At 33.6% G+C, this 22,649-nt stretch carries 23 protein-coding genes and 1 pseudogene; 14 read left to right on the forward strand and 10 right to left on the reverse strand.

Annotated elements, in window-relative coordinates; genetic code table 11:
- Nucleotides 1–591 precede the first annotated feature (591 nt).
- The 6 genes from J2T03_RS20330 (at nt 592) to J2T03_RS20355 (ending at nt 5,668) form a co-directional block, all read left to right on the forward strand.
- Nucleotides 592–1,515 (forward strand): helix-turn-helix transcriptional regulator, encoded by a 924-nt coding sequence (locus tag J2T03_RS20330; protein WP_306846678.1) that lies wholly within the window; start codon nt 592–594, stop codon nt 1,513–1,515.
- A gap of 262 nt (nt 1,516–1,777) precedes the next feature.
- Complete coding sequence (locus J2T03_RS20335) at nt 1,778–2,788, forward strand: hypothetical protein (RefSeq protein WP_306846676.1); 1,011 nt, start codon at nt 1,778–1,780, stop codon at nt 2,786–2,788.
- Nucleotides 2,789–2,809: 21 nt separating this feature from the next.
- A complete protein-coding gene (locus J2T03_RS20340; protein ID WP_306846674.1) occupies nt 2,810–3,655 on the forward strand; it encodes a hypothetical protein in 846 nt (281 codons plus the stop codon).
- A gap of 22 nt (nt 3,656–3,677) precedes the next feature.
- On the forward strand, nt 3,678–4,787 hold the full coding sequence (locus J2T03_RS20345; RefSeq protein WP_306846672.1) for a hypothetical protein: 1,110 nt from the start codon (nt 3,678–3,680) through the stop codon (nt 4,785–4,787).
- 150 nt (nt 4,788–4,937) lie between these two features.
- The gene (locus tag J2T03_RS20350; RefSeq protein ID WP_306846671.1) at nt 4,938–5,354 is read left to right on the forward strand and encodes a transposase; all 417 of its coding nucleotides are present in this window, start codon (nt 4,938–4,940) and stop codon (nt 5,352–5,354) included.
- Entirely contained in the window at nt 5,330–5,668 is a 339-nt protein-coding gene (locus tag J2T03_RS20355) for a helix-turn-helix domain-containing protein (RefSeq protein ID WP_306846669.1), read from the forward strand. The genes J2T03_RS20350 and J2T03_RS20355 overlap by 25 nt, the downstream gene beginning before the upstream one ends.
- A 106-nt stretch (nt 5,669–5,774) precedes the next feature.
- Here the strand turns inward: J2T03_RS20355 and J2T03_RS20360 are convergent, their stop codons facing one another.
- On the reverse strand, nt 5,775–6,035 hold the full coding sequence (locus J2T03_RS20360; RefSeq protein WP_306846666.1) for a hypothetical protein: 261 nt from the start codon (nt 6,033–6,035) through the stop codon (nt 5,775–5,777).
- Nucleotides 6,036–6,122: 87 nt separating this feature from the next.
- Entirely contained in the window at nt 6,123–6,875 is a 753-nt protein-coding gene (locus tag J2T03_RS20365; protein WP_306846664.1) for a hypothetical protein, read from the reverse strand.
- A gap of 277 nt (nt 6,876–7,152) precedes the next feature.
- Here J2T03_RS20365 and J2T03_RS20370 point away from each other — a divergent pair, with 277 nt between their 5' ends.
- From J2T03_RS20370 to J2T03_RS20380, 3 genes are all read left to right on the forward strand, one after another.
- Entirely contained in the window at nt 7,153–8,739 is a 1,587-nt protein-coding gene (locus J2T03_RS20370) for a tetratricopeptide repeat protein (RefSeq protein ID WP_307221345.1), read from the forward strand.
- Nucleotides 8,740–8,980: 241 nt separating this feature from the next.
- Nucleotides 8,981–9,436: a transposase gene (locus tag J2T03_RS20375; RefSeq protein WP_306846661.1), complete on the forward strand. Its 456-nt coding sequence runs from the start codon at nt 8,981–8,983 to the stop codon at nt 9,434–9,436.
- 605 nt (nt 9,437–10,041) lie between these two features.
- The gene (locus J2T03_RS20380; protein WP_306846659.1) at nt 10,042–11,655 is read left to right on the forward strand and encodes a tetratricopeptide repeat protein; all 1,614 of its coding nucleotides are present in this window, start codon (nt 10,042–10,044) and stop codon (nt 11,653–11,655) included.
- A 226-nt stretch (nt 11,656–11,881) separates the two neighbouring features.
- On the opposite strand, the gene J2T03_RS20385 is transcribed toward J2T03_RS20380, so the two are convergent.
- From J2T03_RS20385 to J2T03_RS20400, 4 genes and pseudogenes are all read right to left on the reverse strand, one after another.
- Nucleotides 11,882–12,148, reverse strand: a complete 267-nt coding sequence (locus J2T03_RS20385; RefSeq protein WP_306846657.1) for a PHP domain-containing protein — start codon at nt 12,146–12,148, stop codon at nt 11,882–11,884.
- A gap of 7 nt (nt 12,149–12,155) precedes the next feature.
- Nucleotides 12,156–12,716 (reverse strand): annotated as a pseudogene (locus tag J2T03_RS20390) (DNA polymerase Y family protein); the annotation flags it as partial.
- A gap of 10 nt (nt 12,717–12,726) precedes the next feature.
- A complete protein-coding gene (locus tag J2T03_RS20395; RefSeq protein ID WP_306846655.1) occupies nt 12,727–13,032 on the reverse strand; it encodes a hypothetical protein in 306 nt (101 codons plus the stop codon).
- Nucleotides 13,019–13,306 (reverse strand): DNA-binding protein, encoded by a 288-nt coding sequence (locus J2T03_RS20400; protein WP_306846653.1) that lies wholly within the window; start codon nt 13,304–13,306, stop codon nt 13,019–13,021. Before J2T03_RS20400 ends, J2T03_RS20395 begins: the two co-directional genes overlap by 14 nt.
- A 305-nt stretch (nt 13,307–13,611) precedes the next feature.
- Between J2T03_RS20400 and J2T03_RS20405 the strand changes: the two genes are divergently transcribed.
- Together J2T03_RS20405 and J2T03_RS20410 are read left to right on the forward strand one after the other, a co-directional pair.
- Nucleotides 13,612–14,577 (forward strand): hypothetical protein, encoded by a 966-nt coding sequence (locus tag J2T03_RS20405; protein WP_307221347.1) that lies wholly within the window; start codon nt 13,612–13,614, stop codon nt 14,575–14,577.
- A 950-nt stretch (nt 14,578–15,527) separates the two neighbouring features.
- Nucleotides 15,528–16,256, forward strand: coding sequence for a hypothetical protein (locus tag J2T03_RS20410; RefSeq protein WP_307221350.1), 729 nt, complete (start codon nt 15,528–15,530; stop codon nt 16,254–16,256).
- 278 nt (nt 16,257–16,534) lie between these two features.
- Here J2T03_RS20410 and J2T03_RS20415 read toward each other — a convergent pair whose 3' ends face one another.
- Complete coding sequence (locus tag J2T03_RS20415) at nt 16,535–16,768, reverse strand: hypothetical protein (protein WP_306846647.1); 234 nt, start codon at nt 16,766–16,768, stop codon at nt 16,535–16,537.
- A 147-nt stretch (nt 16,769–16,915) separates the two neighbouring features.
- Between J2T03_RS20415 and J2T03_RS20420 the strand changes: the two genes are divergently transcribed.
- The 3 genes from J2T03_RS20420 (at nt 16,916) to J2T03_RS20430 (ending at nt 19,097) form a co-directional block, all read left to right on the forward strand.
- Nucleotides 16,916–17,809, forward strand: a complete 894-nt coding sequence (locus J2T03_RS20420; protein ID WP_307221352.1) for a helix-turn-helix domain-containing protein — start codon at nt 16,916–16,918, stop codon at nt 17,807–17,809.
- Between the two features lie 79 nt (nt 17,810–17,888).
- On the forward strand, nt 17,889–18,551 hold the full coding sequence (locus J2T03_RS20425) for a hypothetical protein (protein WP_307221355.1): 663 nt from the start codon (nt 17,889–17,891) through the stop codon (nt 18,549–18,551).
- Between the two features lie 96 nt (nt 18,552–18,647).
- Entirely contained in the window at nt 18,648–19,097 is a 450-nt protein-coding gene (locus J2T03_RS20430; RefSeq protein WP_307221357.1) for a DoxX family protein, read from the forward strand.
- A gap of 414 nt (nt 19,098–19,511) precedes the next feature.
- Here the strand turns inward: J2T03_RS20430 and J2T03_RS20435 are convergent, their stop codons facing one another.
- The 3 genes from J2T03_RS20435 to J2T03_RS20445 all read right to left on the reverse strand — a co-directional run bounded on the left by J2T03_RS20435 (nt 19,512) and on the right by J2T03_RS20445 (nt 22,544).
- A complete protein-coding gene (locus J2T03_RS20435; protein ID WP_307221358.1) occupies nt 19,512–19,976 on the reverse strand; it encodes a hypothetical protein in 465 nt (154 codons plus the stop codon).
- A gap of 322 nt (nt 19,977–20,298) precedes the next feature.
- Nucleotides 20,299–21,321 carry a terpene synthase family protein gene (locus J2T03_RS20440; RefSeq protein ID WP_306846638.1) on the reverse strand — a complete coding sequence of 341 codons (1,023 nt, stop codon included), beginning with the start codon at nt 21,319–21,321 and terminating at the stop codon, nt 20,299–20,301.
- A gap of 206 nt (nt 21,322–21,527) precedes the next feature.
- The gene (locus tag J2T03_RS20445) at nt 21,528–22,544 is read right to left on the reverse strand and encodes a terpene synthase family protein (protein ID WP_307221359.1); all 1,017 of its coding nucleotides are present in this window, start codon (nt 22,542–22,544) and stop codon (nt 21,528–21,530) included.
- Nucleotides 22,545–22,649 lie beyond the last annotated feature (105 nt).

Consider the following 22,649-nt stretch of genomic DNA (forward strand, 5'->3'; position numbering starts at 1 on the left):
GATTGTTCTGTTTATTCGTTGGATTTTTATTGATAGAGACATTTTTACACAGCCGATTAACCCATTGTTTTGAAAATGTTTCAAGACTTGATAAGCTATCCATTTTTTGATAAATCCTGGCGCCAGTGCCAGCCCACCAAAGACATTTATATCAAACATGGGGCGGATTAAATATAATGTTTGTTCAGTTATAGGGATCAACTGTAATGTGAATGGCTTTCGAACTTCCCACGGTATAATTTCTGAGAATGTTATTGAAATTTATATTAAAAACTATTGAAAGAAGGACGAAACAAATTTTAAGTATCTAAAACAGAAGCTTAAAATAATAACACGAAGGTAAATTGCTTTTTAAGAAAAATTTTATACTTTATCTTAATACAGTTGTTTAAAAGTCTTTAATCTCAATTAAAATTGTGATTTTTGATCAGAAAACCTGTTGTTTTCGGAAATTATTACAACTAGTAATATAGCGTAAGTTGTTGGTATTTATTGTGTTGTGGTTGTGTCCTTGTTAGTTTGAACTACACTAAGTAATTGAGTGATATTTCGGTGAATAATTATCTTATTTTTAGATTTTTATAAATTATTATGTTAAATTATATAAAAGAGAAAAGACAATTGGCCACTGATGAGATTGAATATGAGAAAAGTCTTTATTTTGATATTTATACTCTTGTCCTTGTATTTATTCTTTCCTGCAATGTCATTCTGAATTTTTTCTTTTTAGATCAGCCAGTGTATAGTGGTATATTCTTCGGAATGGCTCTTTTTATGTTGTGCACATTGTTGTGGCCAGATAAGATAAGGTTTAACCGGTATCTTTTAATGCTTCTTTTCTCGTTTTTGGGATTGATTATTTTTTATTGCGATATAATAAGCGGAAACGGAGCTATGAATTATTTGTCATATATCTCTCTTACCATAGCAGTTGCATTTTTTTTTGATTATGATAAGGATAAGTATATTATTTTTATATTGGTAGCCACCTATATCATATTTTTTTTAACCAATATCATTACAGACTATTCTATATTTTCACCTCTTCATCAAAATCTATCTCCTGTAAAGCTTTGGTATATAAGGGTTTATAAGGCCATGGAGATTTCCTTTTGTACTTTTGTTGGGATGTACATCATACATAGGAAAGAAAAAATGATCATAAAATATTATATAGAAAAGGAAAAGCTTAATGATTTTATAAAGAAAACAGACAAGATAAGCTCTTCCAATGAATTATATGAATTAGCGATGAGTAAAAACTCACTTTTTATTACCTATTTTAAATCTGAATTTCCCGAGTTTTTTGAAAAGATTTTAGAAGTCTGCCCAAATCTCATTTCATCAGAACTGGAAATATGTGCTTTGTTAAAACTGAACCTGACCGCAAAGGAAATTGCCATTGCAACGAATGCGACTATCCGTGCCGTAGAAAGCAAAAAACATAGAATCCGTAAAAAAATTGGTCTTCCTTCAGAAGCTGATCTGAATTTATATATCATAAACTATTTTTAATACTTGTTGATATTTAGTGTTTTATGAATTTTGAGTATAAGTGAGTAGGTTTGAACGTAGATATGAAAAGAACCTTATTAGCATTGAATGATCTTTTTATTTAATATTGCACTCATCTAGAAAATCAGAGATAATTGTATTTTCTGAAACAAAACACAAATGTCTTAATATATAGCTGGGAATATTATTTTCCCAGCCCTCTCACGAGGGATTATGACACATTTTTCAAAGAAATCGTATACAAATTAAAATTTATGCACTAATGAAAAGAAACTATTATGCTTTAGGGGTAACTTTTTTTTCCCTTTGTAATTATGCCCAAGTCGGTATTAATACAGCATCACCGGATCCTACAGTAATGTTGGAAATAATGGGGCCCGGTAAAACAGATGCATCTTATATTATGAAACTGAATGATCTTGAAGAAGTTTCCTTTGCAGAAGGAGAATCTTATAATGTTCTTGGAGTGAATCAAGATTCTAAAGTTATTGCAACCAAGCTTTCTCTAGGATACAGAACTTATGGTAATCATTTATATGATGATCCCAAAACTTCAATTACCAATGGAAATGTTACAGGCACGAATAAACTTAATCCGCATTTTGGATGGTGGTACGCAGATGGGGTAGGTTATAGTGGTTATGGTTCGCAGGGAATAAACACAGGATTGGAAACCAATAGTGGGAGATGGATTTTACCTTATCAGAATACTTCAGGAGCTACCATTTCCAGTGTTTCAGAAAACTTTAATATAACAATCAATAATCTAAATTCATTTTCAGACAGCAGGGGAGCTCCTGTACAGAGTTGGCAGGGACAATGGTCGGAAATATTCATAATAGAGGGTGATTCTCCTGTGGATGTATTTGTAACCAGTACACTTTCAGATGAGGCTATCAGAGAGTCTCCGGCAGCATCACGAACTGGTTTACAGACTTGTCGTGCAAAATCATTAGGTCTGGTGAAGCTTAGCAGTCCCAGCTATAATGCAAGTACGGGTACTCTCGTAAATACAGCATCATCTAATGAACCTTATATCTCACTTAAAACATATAATACTACTATGCCCAGAGTGCATTCTGGGAATTATTTCATATCTGGTGTTATCAGAAATGTAGATCCTGGCTATTATACTATTGTTCAAATGGAAAGGATGGATTGTTCAGATGAGAATTGGTTGGGGACTGGAGCTCCCAATGTAGAGATGGGATGGGATGGGATGCGTGCTGACACCCATGCATGGTCTTATAGCTTAGGAATATATCATGAATAAAATACAATGAAAAAATAAATTATGAAAAAAAATATTTCAATAGTACTGCTTTCTTTTGGTTCTGCTGCTTTTGCTCAGATAGGAATAGGAGTTACAAATCCTCAGGAAATACTGGAGGTAAAAAAAAATACACCTGATACAAACATTTTGAAGCTGGACGATGTTCCCCGTACTGCGGGTTCCTCTGTTGCTCAGCTTTATATAGATCCTGAAGGTCATGTTTATGCCTCTCAGGGATTTAAAACTGCTAACCAGCAGGTGTCTACAATTTCTTGGTTTTCAAATGGTATTAATGGGATAGATTATGGCACATCTGGTGTGCAGAGGCCTGCCAAGCTACTTAACTCTCCCACTTCAGTTTATCAGGACTTTCCTTCGGTTAGTTATAAAGAAAATATCAATGGAACTCTTCAGGATATAAATATAGATAACGTAAGTAAGATTGTATTTACAACTGCTACCCCCAATAAAAACGTTCCTTTTGTTTATTCCCTTTCTGCTCTGGATATCCCTTTAGGAGTAGATCCCAATACCAATGAACAGGAAAGAGATGGGAGATTAACAGCAAGCGATTTTGTTTTAATACGAAATTTTCAGTTTGTAACAGCGGAAGTTTTTCTGGATGGTATTGCAACGGGGATTGTTGTTACAGATAAGGTATTCAAATCCCTGGATTGGCAAACTTATCTGTCGGGAGCTGTTATGGTCTCTGCACCAGGAGAACATGTCCTTACTCTAAAATATAAACTGATGAATAATGCTCCCAGAGATCTTAATACTTATTCTTATAGTAATTTTAATTCAGGAAACCATTCCTGGACGCCTAGATTAATGTTGATGTCTTTATCAGGATGGGCAAAACCTTAATTAATTTTTAAAAAACACTGAAATGAAACTATTAAAAAAAATCAATATACCTATGGCTGTGTTAATATCAGCTGTGTGTTCAACATTAGGAGCTCAGGTGTTAATGTCAAACGATCCGAGTAGGATGAATAGCAATCCGTCAACAAATTTCGGGTTAGAAATTGACCCTAAAACTGGAGCTCTTCCTTTAAAGATCACAAACTTCCCCTTTAAGAATGAGCCTACTCCAGGAAGTCGGCCTTTAATAATTGATGCAGAAGGAAAGGTAAAGAAGCTTAATATTGCAAAAGCTACGATATCAGATGTACTTTACAAAAAGTGGAACGTAACGGATTATAATGATTTGCAGGCTGGAGTTTATACTATTTTACCGCCTTTCGGAGGTAAGCCCAATGCTGCATATAATGCCACTACAACCAGTCTTACAGGATGTATGCACAGCGGCAGCAAAACAATTCCTTTGGTAGCCTCAGGTAGTGCAGCAACCAACTGTAGTGAACTACCCAATGGAAACACCAAAATGTCCGGATATGCAGCTATTCCCAACACAGATTTTAATCTAAGGGTTAACTTTAATCAGAAAGTATTCATTCATGCTTTTATTTTTGGACATGTTATCCCTACTTATCTTAATGGAACTTTATCAGTTGCTACTCCCAATTATGGATATACTACTGCTGCTGCATTGAATTCAAATTATAACAGAGAATGGCTAAATTCGGGTTCATTAACTGCGGACTGGGAGAATCATGGTGGTGCATTATCTTATTCCGGAAAAAAAGATCGTCTCTATCAAAACGGTAGTGATGTGGATGGTTATGACCAGGGTGGTCCCATGGTGTTCTATGAAGTAATTTATTCTACAGATAGCGGAGCTACGTGGTCACACTCAGGAATCACGTGCAATAATCGATATATTAAAGGGGTTCCTTTAAGAATAACATTGGCTGGCGGGGTAGATATACCAGCCAATACGGATGTTCAATTTAAAATTGTTTCCCATTACCGGTTTCCGTTTTATGCACAGCAAACAACTAACGCAGCGGCCAGTGGAGAGCTTAATGATAGCTTTAAATTCCTCATTAATTCAATTAATATCCTTGCGGAAAGCAAAAGACAAATTGATTTGTAAGCGTATTCTAAAAGCTGAAAATAGCAAAGAATATTTATTCAGCAAATTATATTGATTTGATATGACCACGGTTCTGAAAAAATCAAATGCTGTGGTCATTTTTCCAGATGTAGGAATGCTATTTATAACAATACTTAAAAAACACTTGATTTGAATTTAAAAAACATAAATATTGGGGCATTGATTAAAGAAATAGTTGCGCAGAGTGGAATAGATATGTCTCGCATCTGTAGTTTTCTCAAATATTCTGAAGAAGAGGTTATCAGCATGTATAATGAGGAAAACTTGGATACCAATACATTATTGCGTTGGAGTAAGTTATTAGAGTATGATTTCTTCAGAATTTATTCCCAGCATTTAATACTTTATTGTCCGTTTAAAAAAGAACAAAATAAAAATGTAAACACTCAATTACCTCAATTCCGGAAGAACATTTATACTAAGGAGATGAGAGATTTTATCCTTGAAAAGATCAATAAAGGAGAAAAAACCTGTAGTGAAGCTATAAATGATTATGGAATACCTAAAACAACACTATACAAATGGGTAAAAAAATACAACAATTAAAACCTGATTATAAAAGGATATATCACGATATCCTTTCTGATGAATATCCGGAAAGAATAGATGAATTTAAAAATATACTTGAAAAACCAATTTTATCATTCTTAGATATGCTGCAGCTGAATCAGAAAATTTTTGGAAAAGTAGATAAATCAATAGAAACCTTTAATCAAAGACACAGATCCTATAGTGCCAATGACATCTTTGAAATATTGGATTATCAGAAAAATAATAACCTGAATAACGTGCAACTTGCCAATCATTTTAAACTGAGTAGAAATACGATCACAAAATGGAAAAAAATGTTCCGGTCATAGATAATATAGATTGATATTCAAAAAATATTGTTAAATAAATAACCTTTTTATACATGAAAGGAGACCTTTTGAGTCTCCTTTCTAGTACAAAATTATTATTTAAAAATTACTTTGTAAATTTGCCATTTTCACCTCCGGAACAGTCTCTTTTTACTTCAGTTCTTTTTTCGCAAACAACAAAGCAAAGGAAATAAGTTTTAGTTACTTTATAAGTAACGTCACATTTTCCTTCTTTTACTGTAATTAAAGTGCATACTTGTCTATAGCATTGTGCTGTTTCAGTATCTTTAGCACTGTGTGTTTTTGCACTGATGTTTGCAGTTCCTAATGTTGCAAGTAATAATCCTGCGAATAATGTTTTTTTCATCGTAAATGATTTTTAAAATGTTAATAATGAATGTTATAGTGTGTTTTGTTTTCTATAGAAATATAATTTTCGATTAGCCAGGATAAATTATTGAACAGGTATTGCAATAATATCAAACTGATCTGTAGAAGTAGCTCCAAAGGTTGCCCTTATTCCATTAGAGTCCTCAGTGTGGGAAAATAGGTAACCAACCAGATTAACAGTATAGGTACCTTCGTTTAATATAATGCTTCTGTTTCCGTTCAGGTAAAAAAGACCAAAGGCATATTTCTGCCCACTGTTGGTAAAAGGAATTCCGGAATCGATAATATCCTTTGAGTTTAAAATCAGTTTAGCACCCACTTTTTTTGAAATCCCATCAAAAAGATCGTCTCCATTGGCTTTTACTATATCGGAAACAGAAATATTATAAGAAAATGTAACCATTGATTTTTTTAACAGCGTAAAGGTTTTTGTTGCTAAAACTGGAGTTGTAGCTAGCACTCCATTTACAGCAGATATTGTTCTGGTGGTTGTTACGGCATCCAGACCGTCGGCTCCGCTAATAACTTGGGAAGGCTGTGCAGGCATCCAGTTTACGGAACCTAGTACACCATTAGCATCAGCTACAAGAGTTTTAAGAGCTTTGAAAGACTGGTCTTTATTAATAGACCTTGTTCCATCCGGTTTAGTATAGATCACATTTGAAGTTCCGTCTACCGGAAGCTCTCTTATTCTTTCTGTACCGTTAATGTCTAAAGTTTCGGTGGGAGTGGGAGTGCTGACACCTACACTATTGGATTGAGCGTAAAGTGAAATGCATGATGAGACAGCAAAAGCAGTCAATAATTTTTTGTTCATTTTATGTTGTTTTTTAGTTCGGTGTTCAACCTGCCTGCGATTAACAGATTTGCAAACCTACGTGTTTACCTCTGTTATAGAAAATTTAACACAAGATGATTTATGAATATGTCCTCTTTTTTTTGGAAAATATTCTTAAGAAAAATAAAGCAATCCATTAGAAATAATATTGTATTTAATTATTTGAATACTAAAGATTTAACCTTCATTGAATACGAGTTGAATTATGAAAAACTCACATTGTTCTTTTGTGTAGATCAATAGGTTATGATTTAATTTGTTAACACAAACACGACTAATGATAGAAAAAAAACATTTGATTTTTTTGTTTTGTATACTCTCTTTTACAAGCTTAAAATCATTAAATGAATCCCAAATTGAAGAAGAAATTAAAAAGATTCAAAACCTTCCTGATAATAATCCCCATAAAATAATTGCTATCTCTACGGATATATATCGGATCGCGAGGAATAGAGGGTACAAAAAAGGAATACTTACAATTAACAGCTTGCTTATTAATAAATATTGCGAGATTGGAAACTTTAAAAAAGCAATTGAAATATGTGATGAGATTGAAAAATTGGCTGGTAAAAATGATACAATACTTGTTAATTCTCATAGACTTAAAGCATCTGTTTATCTTGAGCTGAATGCTAATTATGAAAGCTTTCAAGAATTAAAAAGGGCCCTTAAGACTGCAGATAAGCTAGAATCTCAAAATGATAAAAATTACATGAAAGCTCTTGTATACAAAGGATTTGTAACCTATTTCTCTCATGTGAATGCATCCATTGATTCGGTAATGTATTATCAGAATGAATGCCTAGAAAGCGCTATGAGTATTGATGACAATAAAGATTTTCAGGATAAAAAATACCATACTTTGGCTGTTGCTTATATGAATTTGGGAATGATGAATATAGCTTTAGGAAATACTAAAGAAGCTATCAATAAATTGTCAAAAGCGTTGGGGATTTGTCAGGATGAAAAGTATCATATTCATAAAGACCTTGAAGTAAGTATACTCAATGAATTAGCATGGACTTATTATGACCAGAAAAACTATGATAAAGCTGCACACTATGCAGATCAGGCAGAAAGAGAAGAAAAAAAAGCAGGTATGCCTTATGTTCGCAGAGACGTTTTTGAAATTGCCTTTAAAACATATTCATCATTAAAAAAGAAAGCACTCGCAAGAAAATACACCAATCTTTACATTCAGCTCAATGACAGTCTTGTAAATGTAGAGAAGAATGTAGCGGGTATCAATAGGGGGAAATCTATAATCGGAAAGCAAGAGGGGAGTACGGGAAGGAAACAGGATAATATTGTAATCTGGATTACTCTTGCTATTATTCTTATAATCTGTATCGTTGTATGGAAAAAGTTATATAAACCGTCTGATATTGTAAACACAGGAAATAGTGTAGCAGGGCAAAATGAACCTTTGGAAGTTCCCAATGAAAAAAACATAAATATACCTGACTATACAACCAGATTGATATTGGATAAGCTTGCTAAATTCGAAAAATCTCAAAAATTTATAAAAAAAGACATAAGTCTCAGCTCTCTGGCCAGCGATCTTGATACCAATACGCGATATCTCTCGGCTATTATAAAGCAGCATAAAAAGAAGAGTTACAGTAGCTATATTAATGGTTTAAGAATAGCCTATATTAAAACGAAACTTATTGAAGATCGTATTTATAGAGAGTATAAAATAAGCTATCTGGCTGATGAATGTGGATTTTCATCAAGAGAAGTTTTTGCTGTTACTTTCAAAAAAGACACAGGAATTACTCCTTCATACTTTATCAGCAGTTTAAATGATAAGTCTGTACAGGATGGTATTTCATTGGATTGAATTCTAATGTTTTGATAAATAATAATATATGTTATTATGATTAATTGATGGAGTCTGAAAAAAAGACTTTAATCACTTATCGTGATGTATTCAGAATTTATCACCAGGTTCTTTTTTCTGTATTAATCTAAAGTCATATTGTTGTACTTTAGATTAATACAATGATATACATTTTAGATATAAAATAATAAAATGTTTAACCAATCGAATCAATGGACAAATGATAAAAATAAATGAACTTATGATGGATTTAAAACAAATTAAAATTGGGCAATTACTTGAGAACAGTGTAAAAGAAAATCATATAGAAAGAGAGCGTTTGTGCAGCTTTTTTAATTGTAAGGCTAAGGATATTGAGGAAATGTATGGTTCAGATACTGTAGCTACGGATATTTTAATCAAATGGTCTCAGCTATTACAGTATGATTTTTTCAGATTGTATTCCCAACATTTGGTTTTATATGCTCCTCCGGCTGCTAATGGATATAGCCAGACAGGAACCAAAAGAAAGGATGAGATTCAAGAACTTCAGTTTCGTAAAAATATTTATACAAAAGAAATTATAGAATTTATTATCAATAAAATCAATAAAGGTGAAATGACCCGGGAAGAGGTAATCAGTAAATACCGGATACCCAAAACAACCCTTTACAAATGGCTGAATAAGTATAACGGATACAGAGAAGAATACAAATGATAGACTAAATGTTGAACAATAGCATTCTTTTTGCTGAAATATTGAATGTTTTAAATAACACATATAGTTTAATTTCTATATGGTTTTAGAAGTTATAGTTTTAGGATTGAGTAGTTTGCCAATAATAAAATAAGCAAGGTATCCCATATTTAACAATTAAAAAACAAACCTAAGCACAATAAGCTTCTATTGAATTTTAATTGAGATTTTGATTAACATAGCGTGAAATAAATAAAGTATAAAGGAAATTAGGAATTATTATAATTTCAAAGACCTTCATCAATATGAGAAATGATTTTTTCCAGTGTTATGATACTTGGGCCAAAAGTGTTGATTTTGAGATGAGAATCTCCCAATGCAGCAATTGTATTACCAACATCTATGGTTCTTTTTTTACATTAGATTATAACAAAAATAATCTCGGTATTCGATTTATTTCTATTCAGAAATTGTATGAATCAAAATGAAGTTTTGGGATTTTATCTCTTTGCAATATGGAATGTCAATTGTATTTTGTTGTGTGATAACTTCCGAAAATGTAACAAAAAATTTAAACTAATATTTTTAAATTAATGTTTATCTTGTATGTTATGAAATTAGTAACTATGAAAAAATTTATCTTCTTCATATTGTGTTTCTTTTTTATAGGTATCTATTCGCAATCTTTATCTGAAAAGGATGTGGACAAAAAAATTAATGCGCTAAAGGAACTAAGTCATACAAATCCTAAAAAAACGATCGAGCTTTCAATAGAATGCTATAATTCAGCTAAAAAAATTGATTATAAAAAAGGGATGCTTAGTAGTATTATGATTCAACTGACAAAGTATTTTGATGTGGGAAATTTCAAGAAAGTAATTGAACTTAGCAAAGAAGCAGAACTCCTATCAAACAGCATAGAAGATATGGAAAATTTATCAAATACCTTTAGACTCAGAGCCTCTGCATATACTGAATTGGGTTTCAATGAAGAAAGCTTTAAAAATTTTAATAAAGCTTTAGAAATATCTGAAAAAATTAAATCTTCTGATTCCAGGTTTTATTTTAGATCTCTTATTTATACTGGGATAGGGACCTATATGGCCCATATTAACACACCTATAGACTCTGTAGTTTTTTATCAACAAAGAAGTTTAAATGAAGCATTAAAAATAACCTCTGATAAAAAAAATCTAAACAGAAAGTATTACTTAATTTCAAGAGCTTACATGAATCTTGGGATGACCAGTGTCGCAAAAGGAAACCCTAAACAAGCGGAAGAGTATTTTACCAAAGCTTTAGAAATTTGCAGAAATAAGAATTACTTAATAAATATACAAACAGAGGTATTGGTTTTAAATGAATTTTCATGGCTGTATTTTGATCAGAAAAACTACGACAAAGCGATACAGTATGCTAAGGAAGCTGCTGTCATGGAACAACAGTTCAGTTTCCCATATATACGGAGAGATATATATGAAGTTATGTTCAAATCCCATGTAGAGAAAGGAAATAAAGGAAAGTCTTCCGAATACATGGAGAAATTTACAAAATTGAATGATAGTATTATAAATGCAGAAAAGAAAACGATCAATATTCCTGTGAAGCATATTTTGTCTGAAAAAGAGAATGATAACCGTAGCTTGATGAATAGAATGATGATAACGGGTGCTGGTTTACTTGTGCTTTCAATGTCCGGAGGGTGGATCTATTTGAAAAAAAGAAACCATACCTTACATCTAAAGTATGAGAAGATCATTGAAAACTTAAAAAAATCAGAATCTGCTCAAGAAAAGAAGATATCAGCTGAAGTTCTGGTCATAGAAAAGGACGGAGGCACTTATCCCAATGAAAAAACATCAGGACTTATTATTAAAAATGATACTCTAAATAATATTCTGTTAAAACTGAATAAAATTGAAAATTCACAGAAATTTATAAGAAAAGACTTTACCCTTACATTTCTTGCTAGTGAGCTGAATACAAACCCCAGATATTTATCTGAAATTATAAAACAACATAAAGGAAAAAGCTACAATAATTATATTAATGGTTTAAGAATTGGCTATATCACTAATAAACTTTATAAAAACCCTACATATAGAGAGTATAAGATCAGTTATTTAGCAGAAAAATGTGGATTCACATCCAGAGAAATTTTTACGGTTATTTTTAAAAAAGAAACCGGAATGACTCCTTCTTATTTTATAGGGCAATTAAAAAAAGAAGATACAATGTAATTGCAATAGTTCTTTTACTATTTTAATTTCTATTAGTCCCTTATTGTAAAGAGCTTTTTAGTTTATTTATGAATTTTTATTCATTAAATACTGGTTTTCTAAGTTGTTATTTAGGTGTTTTGTTCAGAAAGCCCCACATGAATTCTGTCCAGTGGATAGATAACAAAAGTATCTGTAAAATCAGGATTTGCTTTAGGGATTTCAATGCCTTCACAGTTATAAGCCGTTAAAAGCCTGTTGATCTCTCCGATACTTTTTGATTTTTGGCCAGGCAGATATAATACAGTTCATCCTGAACCCGTATTTCCACTCCGACGATCGGTTTGATATTGTGATTCTGGCAAAGCTTGTAGAAATCATAGATCCCGGTAATGGTATTGATATCCGTAAGAGCCAGGGTTTTAATATTAAAATGTCCGGCCTGCTCAACCAGTTCTTTAATAGAAATAGTTCCATACCGAAGGCTGTGATAAGAATGACAGTTCAGAAACATCTTGTAATTATTTTAATAAACCTGAGGCTCTTCCTACACTGGAGGCTCCAAACCTGTTCTTGATTGTATCCATTGTCTGATATAGGGAAATCAACTCTTCAGTATCTTCAAAGAGATCCATTTGATGGCATCCGTGAACCAGTCTGGTAAACTTTACGCCGACCAGTCTTATCCTCATACATCTGGTATACACTTTTTTGAATAACTCCAAAACATACCTGAGCAAGGTGTGATCGGCTGAGGTATAAGGAATCCTGTATTGTTTGGTTTCCGTGTCAAAATTGGAGTATCTGAATTTGACGACTACTACAGAAACCAGCCATTTCTCTGCCCTGAGCTGATAACAGAGCTTTTCAACCATTCCGGAAAGAATACTTCTGATTCCCTGAATATCGATGCTGTCCTGGGCAAAAGTATCTTCGGTAGAGATGGATTTTCTTTCCGAATAGGGAACCACAGGAGTATCATCAATTCCGTGTCCTTTTTTCCACAGTTCATTTCCATTTTTACCAATCAGCTGCTGAAGTACATCAGGCGGCATTTCAGAAAGCGTTTGTATTGATCGAATTTTAAATGTCTTAATAGATAATTTTGAAGTTTAAAAAAACAATAATGCTTTTGTAAGCTGGATGATAGGATGGATTATATTTTATATAACCAAAATCTTGAAGTTCCTTAAAATACTTATGATAGGTAGGAGTTGTTTTGATATGTGATTGAAACATCAGTTTGCTTCTACTAACGAATATAATTTCTTTATCATTTTGAATATAAGCAATTTTGATGATTGCAAGCAATAATGCAATATGCCATACAGTGAGTCTTTCATCTGCTGTAATTTGAATTAAATAATTGAGCCAATTAATTGTATTATCCTTTTTCATTTTCAAACAATTTTTTTAGATCATCTAAATTGTAATAATACGATCCTAAGACTTTTTTAAATTTGACCTTTCCTGTTACCCTAAGATTTTGGAGTGTAGCTGGAGAAATATTCATAAAAGCTCGTACAGACTTACTTCTTATCCATTCTGGATCTATATCCTTAGGCGTAGATCTAGTAGGTTGTAGTTTTTCATCAAATATTCTTTCTATATCAAGTAATAGTTGGATTTTAAATTCCTGTAAATCTTCTTTTGTTAATAATGATATTTCCATTGTTAATATTTGGATACAAATATAAATTGACTTTTTTTAATTTATTGATTAATAGTTGTTTATATTGTTTTTAAATATGAATGTAATTTAATTTAGTGCATTTACATAGGGGGTATAAATACTATAATACAAGTTGTTGTTGTTAATTAGGATATTTAAAGAAAAACAAGGAAACACGTTACCTGATGGAAATAACTGAAAGATAAACGGAATAAGTTAGTTCAAATTTAAGAAGATATAAATTTTAAATTCTCTCTTATTTAACTGTGTGTAATTATTTGTTTAACATTTACTGGTGATTGATTATGGTTGTTACGTATAATTTAAATTTGGATAGTGATGAAAATTTTTACTGTCAGATTAGTGATGAAAATCTTGAAGTAAGCTTTGATATGAAATATAAGGTTGATCCCAAGATTTGGAATTATAATGGTAAAAAAGTAAGTAATTCAGACCCTTATTTTTTTACTTTAAAAAATTTTAAAGAATATCTTTTCAGTAGGTATCATGATTTGCGAAAATTAGGTAAAGAGGAAATTTTGAGTATTTTAAAAGAAGAAAGTTTACAATTACTAAAAAACTCAGGAGTTGAAGGTGTCTCCAAGAATATCTTTAATATTTATGCTAATGAATTTGGATTAAATGAATATGATAAGTATATATATGCATTTGAAAGGTATACAGGTCTGCAGCAGAAAGACTATAGAGTTGAAATTATTGATTATTTACTGCATTTTCATACTAATGAAGGAATTTATGAAATGAATACTTATGTAGGATTGGTTACTTTTCTTAAAAAGATTATTAGAGATAAAAGATATTTTGATATAGAAGTTCTAACGGAGGTAGATATATGGAGTGAAATCTATGATGAAAATATCAGTAAACATGAATTTTTTTCTAAGATGTCTAATGAATTAGAACTGTGTATAAAGAATAATTTTGAAAAAGCAGGAAGAGCATATATTGTACCAAATAAGAATTATGAAGAAATAAAGAAGCAGATGCGTATTCAGTTCCAAAAGTTTAGAGATCGATCCAAAAAAAATGTTAATTGGATTGATTTAGCTTGGGAAATAAATGAAGGGATTTTATTTCCTTTAACAGTTATTACCATGACAGATATATTTGATTTAGAAGTCTGTTGCCAAGAATATTGCGAATTGAATTTCTATAATGAAAATGGTGATTGGCAAGCTATTTGTCTGGATGATAATCTTTCGGAGGATGATGATAATGAATCAATATTTTTTATTAGAATTTACAAATAATTTGTTGAAATACTCTTAGATAAAGGTTTAAATAAGATGTTATAAGAGAGGAAGGGATTCGAACCCTCGAACCCTTTTTTAAAATCAAATGAGGCATAGAAAACCAGTTTCGAATTTATTGTTATAAATTGCAGTAAATTTTATAAATATCTGAAAAACAATACTAAATGGGTTGGGGTGAAGGGGGTGAATCCCACTTTATCTGCTGAAGAAAGGAAGAAGCGTACTTCTGAATTGTATAAGGGCCAGAATAGATGTATTATAATAGTCAAAAGGTCACTGCGACAGTATAGAAATGTTATGACTTACATAAATACCGATTACAATTGCGCACATCTTTTCTTATTTCGTTAAGCCATTTAAGCCCTTTTCTAAACTTCCGAATATCAAAAGTCAAAACAAGATAATCTTTTTCCTAGGTCCATTTCCGAATCAATGAAGAAGACATTCAAAATAATATCGACTAACATAGGTCCGTTGTGTGCTGAAATTCAAGACGTGACCTAGACCAAATTATAATTTTCTGCAATCTCTTATGGTTTCCCTTATTATAAAATGCTGCATTTTTAAGATATTGCCGGAATGAAATGCCAATTACAAAATTTTATAATTCTGCTTATTATCGATGCATTGAAAAATAATTCATCATGAATAGGAATAAGAATAACCCATCATATAATCATTTTACGTGGGAGTGAGAATAGGTGGATCGAATTTCGGCGAAAAGACGGCAAGCCTGTGAATGCTTTCGATTTTTTCAGTTAGGTCTTCATATTGATTGGTATAACTTAAGATAAATCATAACCAACAATTGTTTTGTATACTAAAATAAACTGCGTTAATAGATTGCGTACCCAAATCTGATATTTGCCTTACAAATAAATAAAAATTTAAACCATATTATGATTTCAGAAAATCTAAGAGATAAAATTCGTAAGGTTGACAATGACTTGAACAGTACTTACAAACCGATCGCTGGCAAGCCATTACTTGAAATTGCGAGCTTAACCTTTATTGCAACCTTACTCGGACTATTTTACATTTGGGAATACCTGAATAGATTTAAATTCGATTATTTTGAATATTTCGAAGTAAAAGACTCCTTTACGATTCTATATCAGAACGCAATGCCGATTATCTATGTCGGGTCCTTACTGTCACTATTCCTGTGGATTTTAGTTCCCGACATCCTCAAAAAGAAAACTGTTCAGCTTGATGATCAGCAAGGAGAGGAGCAGACTAATACAAAAACAATCAAGGGTATAACAAATGCTGCTGTTATAATCACTGTCATCTTAGGGCTATGTGGATTTTGGGTGCTGCTGTCTGCTTACAAATTTGAATTATTGCCGGCTATCATATTCCTTGTTTTTGCGGCTGCAGCCTGTTATCTATATTTCAAGGGACCAAAAAATCTTGGCGTTGTCGCGGCAATTATAATTGCGTTTCTTTATGCGGAAGTACGTGCAAGGAAGGATGCCGAGCAGACCATGAAGCTTAAGCCTAGAAAAGACATTACGCTCAGTGGTCAGCAGCAACCAATATTAAAGAAAGAGGATACCACGAGGTATGAAATTTTTAGGACCAGTGGATACTATTTCATTAAGGATGATCGTCAGAAAATGATTTTTGTGTATTCCCGTACCAATGGTGAAATGAATTCTTTCTATGTAGAGTAAAATGATGAACAAGAACAAATCAAAATTATAAAAATGGCAGAATTTAGAATTTCCGGAATCTGGTTAGATTTCGAAGGCGTCCCAAGTGTACCCAGACGGGCAGGGTCTACACCTGCATAACCGGAAATATAATCTGCCATCCCATGGATATCCTCCGTTCTGAACTGTGGTTTGTCGGTATGTCTGGGTTCGCCGCCACTGGCACCCTGATATGAAGCATCTGCTGCGATCGTAATGTAGCCAGCCTCTGCTAATCTTTGTGCGTATAGTCCTGCAGTTTACTCCTTGATCCCACCATTTGGGTGTGCTACAACAACTGCCGGATATTTTTTTGCAGGGTCATAATTTGCTGGCGTATACACATTTGCGGCTATGTCTATACCGTTTAGTTTATATTTTACAGGATGTATGTTTACTTTTCCTTTGATATTTTGAGTAATTGCATCTCCGTAGACCAGACCAAACGGATTTTTTGATTTGTCTTGTGCCTCGGAGATAATGCCGGTAGCCATAAATCGGTTGTGAGCTGGTTAAGGGAATATCTTAAAAATAAACCGAAGTAGATTCAATCAATGCGCTACCTAATTTCATTATTTGTTGTAATATTGTGAGGACAGTATTAAAGTTATGAAATCACCAAATAGGTCAGTTGGTAGAAAATGAATCGCGTACCTGAATATCAGCCAGATAATTTCAAGGCAATTATCAATGTGGAGCGTCCAAATACAAGAAAGATCTTCAGTGATTTTTTCATTGAACCGCTTTCTGTGTTAGATGAAAAAACAATTATGCTATCCCTACCACATCGCAAGACAGTAAATGATTTTGTTTTCATAAGTCAAGGTAAATTAGGTAAAATGGTATGTTCGGATATTTTTACACTTACATCTGGTACCTGCATGCTTTTGCCGGCATATAAAATCAGAACCCTCCTATATAGCTCGAAGGATATAGAGGGGTATTATTGTCACTTTTCGGATGATTTTATTACTGAAGGAAGTGGATTGAAAAGAGTTCAGGAAATTTATCACTTATCGGAATTATTGAATATCCATTCATTCGAATTGGACGATGAACATTCTAAGAGAATCGAAATACTTTTAAAACATACAATGAATTTATATGGGTCGGATGACAATCAATATTTGTTAAAATTGTATTTAAATACCTTCATAGGGGAGCTTGTCCATTTTATAAAAACATTACCAATTCCTATCTTTTCACCAAGAGAAACCATTACACAGCGGTTCCGAAAGCTAATTACGTCAAATATTCAAGAGACCCACGTCGTACAAGTATATGCGGAGCTACTGCATGTGTCTCCCAATCACCTAAATAAGTGCGTAAAAATTACAACCGGTAAAACGGCTTCTGAACTAATAAATGAAGCACTGTTAATGGAAGCAAAGGCATTATTATCAGTGCCCCAATATGCAATCTCTGAAGTAGCCTACTCACTGGGATTTGAAGATATTTCATATTTTTCCCGCTTTTTTAGAAAGCATGCACATTATACTCCTTCAGAATATCGTAATATGATTGGTTTGTCCTGATTAATGATTTATCTGTTCTAATATTTCATTGTTCCAATACAGAACTTTGTATTGTCAATATTTAAGAACAGATAAAATCATGAAAAGTCCTCTTTTAATAGCATGTGTATTACTTCTTTCAAACTACCTCAAGGCCCAAGAACCTCCCAGTCCGGAATTTAAAAATCCACCAGTTGTTGTTGAAGTTTTGGCAGGGAATAATGGCTATGCATCCCAAATGACCGTTAATAAGTCCTTTCGGTCTTTCCCAAAATTAGGTATATTCAGTGTAACCAATTTTTCTTCGCGCTGGAGCGAAACTAATTCCAAAGATATGATGAATCAAATCCATCTCACATATCATTTTGCAAAAGGCTTCAGTGTGCTGGCTGGCACCCATTACACCCCCAGTTCGGGCCTACGTCCCAATACCGCACTAATGTACTCATATTCTTCTAAGGAGTTTTTAATTACATTGATGCCAAGGATTGATTTAGCTAATAATAGCAATTGGGAAGGTTTTGCTTTGGTAGAATACAAGCCAAAACTAAATGAGTTTTGGAATTTATACACCCGGGCTCAGGGATTATATTGTGCCACCATCAACAGTGGAGATCATGCCCGGAGCTATCTCATGCTGCGCGTGGGGATTAGCTCTAAAGAATTTCGATTTGGCTTAGGTGCCAACTGGGATGCATATGGTCCTGCGAGAAATACTAAAGCAAATTATGGTGTATTTGTAGCAGCCAATGTCATTAATTAGTTATTCTTCTCTCTATTTCAATCAAACTAATTGAGAAGTCAATGAAAATAATCATTCCAATAGAAAAACAGCAATAATAAATATATCGTTAAAATTATGAACAATTTATTTTTTAGAACACAGAATACATTAACAGGACTTATTTTAAGATTGACCTTAGGTATTATATTTTTTCCGCACGGCATGCAAAAAACAGTAGGGTGGTTTGGTGGAGCAGGCTTCAGCCAGATGATGAAAATCTTTACAGAACAGATGCATCTTCCGGCAATAGTAGCATTCTTGGTCATTATGACCGAATTTATTGGAGCTATATGTTTGATCTTTGGTTTTGCGACTAGGTTTTGGGCTATAGCCTATATCGGTCTGATGCTTGGAATTATGTTTACGACCCATTTACAATATGGATTTTTTATGAATTGGATGGGAACACAGCAGGGGGAGGGTTGTCAGTTTGATTTAATGGCTATAGGAATTGCATTAGCTTTGGTAGTTGAAGGCGGGGGCAAATATGCAATTGACGGATATATGATTCGGATTAATCGTTAAAATAATTCTATGACGTGAGCGTAGGAATTATGTTGGGGCGCTTAAAATCACGTCATCTTTTATATAAACATGTCTGAGTAAACCTTTTTCCCAAGATGGAATTTTCCATAGTCTATTGAACAGTTCGAATTTCGGCGTTTAAATATTTAAATAATAACTACAATTGAACTGTTTTTTGATAAACATTTCAGGTGTTAAATCTCCATAGCTATAGGGTCTGAAGGTGTTTTATCCCTCCGTTCAGACTTTGAGCATCTTAAAGAATTATAGTACCCCGGAAATCCCCAAGTGCCTAAAGTTTTCTGGGTGTTGATCTCTACATATAGCCGAACCGTACTTTTCACAACGGTATAAAACCTCTGTTTTAAGTATATTAAACTTACTGCTATAATTCTTTCAGTGAAAATAATCCTGCTATTGCAGATGCTGCCCTTTGAATTGCCGGATGCTTGTGAATATGTTCCGGGAGTGCGGACCCAAGTGCCGGATAATCATATTACCATAAGCTAACTGACCTATTGAATGACTTCTAATTAATAGATAACGGGCTAATGTGGGGTAGGTTTGGGTAAGTTTAAAATGTGTTTCTTCCATGATGCCATAAGTAATAAACTCCCAGAAACCTTTTGCCATTCTTTCAATCCAGAATTGAGGCATACCATTAGCAATCCATTCCTTTCTGGCAATTTCCATCTGCCTGAACATCCCGATTTCGTCTGGGCGGGCACTATCACCCGTCATTACCTCAAAAGCACGGTCCCTAAGAGTTGCAACTTCTTCCAATGGCATAATTTCCACATAATCAGCAAAGTAGGTTTCATACAATAGAAATCGGCAGATTGGTATCAGAAGATCTGCATTGGTAGTTGTGGCTGACATGTAAGGTGCCACCTTTATTATATTTTGATTGATATATCTTTTCACGCTCTCAGATCCCATATAAGCATAGTCTTCTTTTATCCATTGCTTTTCTATCTCATCAAAAGTAAACGTTAGAGGACTTGGAATATATGGCCAAGGATATTTAGGAATCGGGATTTTAAGTTCTTCTATCTCTTATTTGGTATTGAAAATTAATTAATGATATTATATTTGGTTTAGTTTTTCTTTTAATTCTGCTGTATTTGGAAATTCCATATGTAATTTAGATATAGTATATGGTTTGTTATAATTATTTGTTCCAAGAAATTTAATAGCATTTCTATTCCCTGGAGATATGTTTTACCTCAAAATTCAAAGGTATTGGGTCTTGCCCGTCAGGGGTTACTGCAAAACCATTCGGACTGTATCTCTGTGTTCCTCCTTCATAGTACCAGGAATTGCAGCCAGTTACCATCAGTTTCATATGATAGACATAATTCTCTACTTCTTTCTGATAAGGGTAGAAATCGGGTAGACATACAGATAAAGACTCCATTTCCTTTACAAATTCATCGTGTATTCTAAGCCCTTCTATACAAGCTTCTTCAAATGATATGTTATGCTCATTTTGTAAGATAAATATGATATTGAATCTTTCCGATTCTATAGTCATTTCCTTTCTTATTGAGGCATAATCATTCTGAATGGCAATAATATTGGAAAGGAGCATTACCAGACGCTGAATAACAGGATGGTTATAGATGTCTACGGGTAACGCAAAGCCTGTAGCTGGTTCTATCAGGTCGCCATACGTTACCATACCTATGGAATAGGCGCGGATCATAAGGTAGCGGGCAAGTGATGGATAAGTTTTGTTGAACTTAAAAGGGGTTTCCTCCATAATACCATACGTAATGAAACGGTGAAAATTGGTAGAAATCCGGTCGATCCAGAACTGAGGCATTCCGTTGGCCAGCCATTCTTTTCTTGCTGCTGCCATCTGGCGGAGTATACCCTTTTCTTCTGGGCGGGGATCTTCCCCGGTCATGACTTCAAAAATCCGGTCTCTGAAAACTTTCAATTCTTCCAGTGGCATGAGCTCAACATAATCATCAAAAGTAGTTACATAAACTGCAAATCTGCCAATGGGGCGGAAAATATCCCGGTCGGTTGTGGTAGGGGACATAAAAGCTCCTACCTGAACAATTCTTTGCTTTTTATATCTTTTTATAGATTCCGGGCTCATGAAATCATAATCAGTATCATACCAGCTGCTTTCTTCTTCATAAAAAGTCTCACTGATCAGGCTCTGAACTGTTGGCCAGGGATAAGTAGGCTTTGGAATGTGAATGATGTTTTTCATACAAGTTTTTCGGGTTTAAATTTTGTATGTAATTCTTGTTGTTTTGGACATAAAACAATTAGTCTTTATCGATCCAATCGTTCTGTTCTTCATATAATGATTCTGCAAACGGTGCAACTTTATAAGATCAGGAATATTGTAAAACGGGGATATCTAATTGTTTCATTATTATATATTTTAGATTAAAAATATTCTTGCTTAGAGCACTATCGCATCTGGTTCAACTTTTCTTTTAGCTCGCTCGCTTCCGGAAATTCCATGGCATTGTAGCGATCCAGTTTTGTAGATACATTTTTCCATCCACTAAGTACCATGCTCATATAATGAACCCAGTTGACCACTGCATCCTGCCATATTCCAAAATCAGGAAGAGAAGCCTGTAATTCTACAAATTCTTTCAAGTCTTCATTGTGAAGACGCAAATCCTCAAGACAGGCCTCCTTCAGGGACATCTGCCGTTCATGCTGAATCACCTTTACAATATTGTAATAAATACTGTCGGTTGCTTCATCTTTCAATACAGATTGTACTTCATTGAAAAAAGTAACCAGGTGGCATGCCAGTGTTTGTAAACGAATGATCACGGGATGGTCGTGAATCTCTTGTGGGAGTACGATTCCTGTTTCCAACTCTGTAAGCTGTAGAAAAGGATAAAGGCAGATGGAATTTTCACGCAAAGCAATACATTCGCTCACACTGGGATAAACTTTATTTTTCTTGTATCTTAATTCAGTTTCTAATCCTATAAAATACCTGCTGATCATTTGGGTGAAACGGGTCACTGATTCCTGCGGAATAAATTCCAATAACTCTGCTCTTAATGAAGCCAGCATAGGGCCTAAGGGTATTGCCGAATCCTCAGCATTTATCTCGCCCCTCAGTATTGCAATTGATTGAGCATGTATAAATCCGATATCTTCAGGTTCACTTTCTTCATACAGATCATCATTGTACAGGGTCCATAGCATTAGTCTGCAGATTGGTTTAAACCGTTCGGGTGATGCTGTTGGAAACCATTGGGCAGCAATATGGGCTGTTTTGGTCCTTTTGTACTTTTTCCGAAGATCAGGGTTTTGCTTATACAGCCATAGATATTCTCCATCGATCCATTGATTTTCAGTAATCTGCTGTAATTGTTCGGCATTGGGATTTTTTAATGTAGGGAACGGATACCTGAACTGCTTGCGAAGGAGTTCAAGGGTACTAAAATTTTCAGTATTCATATTGTGATGATTATTGGTTTGGTTTTCACGCTAATTTACAACCGTATTGTATTATAATTGCATTTTATTTCACAAAAAATTGAAATTTAACAGTAATATTCCTTA

Origin of the sequence: Chryseobacterium lathyri, assembly GCF_030812195.1 — a bacterium.
GTDB classification, from domain to species: Bacteria; Bacteroidota; Bacteroidia; order Flavobacteriales; family Weeksellaceae; genus Chryseobacterium; species Chryseobacterium lathyri_A.

Bases quoted from the DNA above. Each gene is read 5' to 3' on its own strand.
- J2T03_RS20335 (WP_306846676.1), top strand. From the start codon at position 1,778: ATGAAAAGAAACTATTATGCTTTAGGGGTAACTTTTTTTTCCCTTTGT.
- J2T03_RS20420 (WP_307221352.1), top strand. From the start codon at position 16,916: ATGAATCGCGTACCTGAATATCAGCCAGATAATTTCAAGGCAATTATC.
- J2T03_RS20400 (WP_306846653.1), bottom strand. From the start codon at position 13,306: ATGGAAATATCATTATTAACAAAAGAAGATTTACAGGAATTTAAAATC.
- J2T03_RS20375 (WP_306846661.1), top strand. From the start codon at position 8,981: ATGATGGATTTAAAACAAATTAAAATTGGGCAATTACTTGAGAACAGT.
- J2T03_RS20380 (WP_306846659.1), top strand. From the start codon at position 10,042: ATGAAAAAATTTATCTTCTTCATATTGTGTTTCTTTTTTATAGGTATC.
- J2T03_RS20360 (WP_306846666.1), bottom strand. From the start codon at position 6,035: ATGAAAAAAACATTATTCGCAGGATTATTACTTGCAACATTAGGAACT.
- J2T03_RS20355 (WP_306846669.1), top strand. From the start codon at position 5,330: ATGGGTAAAAAAATACAACAATTAAAACCTGATTATAAAAGGATATAT.
- J2T03_RS20405 (WP_307221347.1), top strand. From the start codon at position 13,612: ATGGTTGTTACGTATAATTTAAATTTGGATAGTGATGAAAATTTTTAC.
- J2T03_RS20365 (WP_306846664.1), bottom strand. From the start codon at position 6,875: ATGAACAAAAAATTATTGACTGCTTTTGCTGTCTCATCATGCATTTCA.
- J2T03_RS20435 (WP_307221358.1), bottom strand. From the start codon at position 19,976: ATGTCAGCCACAACTACCAATGCAGATCTTCTGATACCAATCTGCCGA.
- J2T03_RS20330 (WP_306846678.1), top strand. From the start codon at position 592: ATGTTAAATTATATAAAAGAGAAAAGACAATTGGCCACTGATGAGATT.
- J2T03_RS20445 (WP_307221359.1), bottom strand. From the start codon at position 22,544: ATGAATACTGAAAATTTTAGTACCCTTGAACTCCTTCGCAAGCAGTTC.
- J2T03_RS20395 (WP_306846655.1), bottom strand. From the start codon at position 13,032: ATGAAAAAGGATAATACAATTAATTGGCTCAATTATTTAATTCAAATT.
- J2T03_RS20345 (WP_306846672.1), top strand. From the start codon at position 3,678: ATGAAACTATTAAAAAAAATCAATATACCTATGGCTGTGTTAATATCA.
- J2T03_RS20385 (WP_306846657.1), bottom strand. From the start codon at position 12,148: ATGTTTCTGAACTGTCATTCTTATCACAGCCTTCGGTATGGAACTATT.
- J2T03_RS20340 (WP_306846674.1), top strand. From the start codon at position 2,810: ATGAAAAAAAATATTTCAATAGTACTGCTTTCTTTTGGTTCTGCTGCT.
- J2T03_RS20425 (WP_307221355.1), top strand. From the start codon at position 17,889: ATGAAAAGTCCTCTTTTAATAGCATGTGTATTACTTCTTTCAAACTAC.
- J2T03_RS20430 (WP_307221357.1), top strand. From the start codon at position 18,648: ATGAACAATTTATTTTTTAGAACACAGAATACATTAACAGGACTTATT.
- J2T03_RS20440 (WP_306846638.1), bottom strand. From the start codon at position 21,321: ATGAAAAACATCATTCACATTCCAAAGCCTACTTATCCCTGGCCAACA.
- J2T03_RS20415 (WP_306846647.1), bottom strand. From the start codon at position 16,768: ATGGCTACCGGCATTATCTCCGAGGCACAAGACAAATCAAAAAATCCG.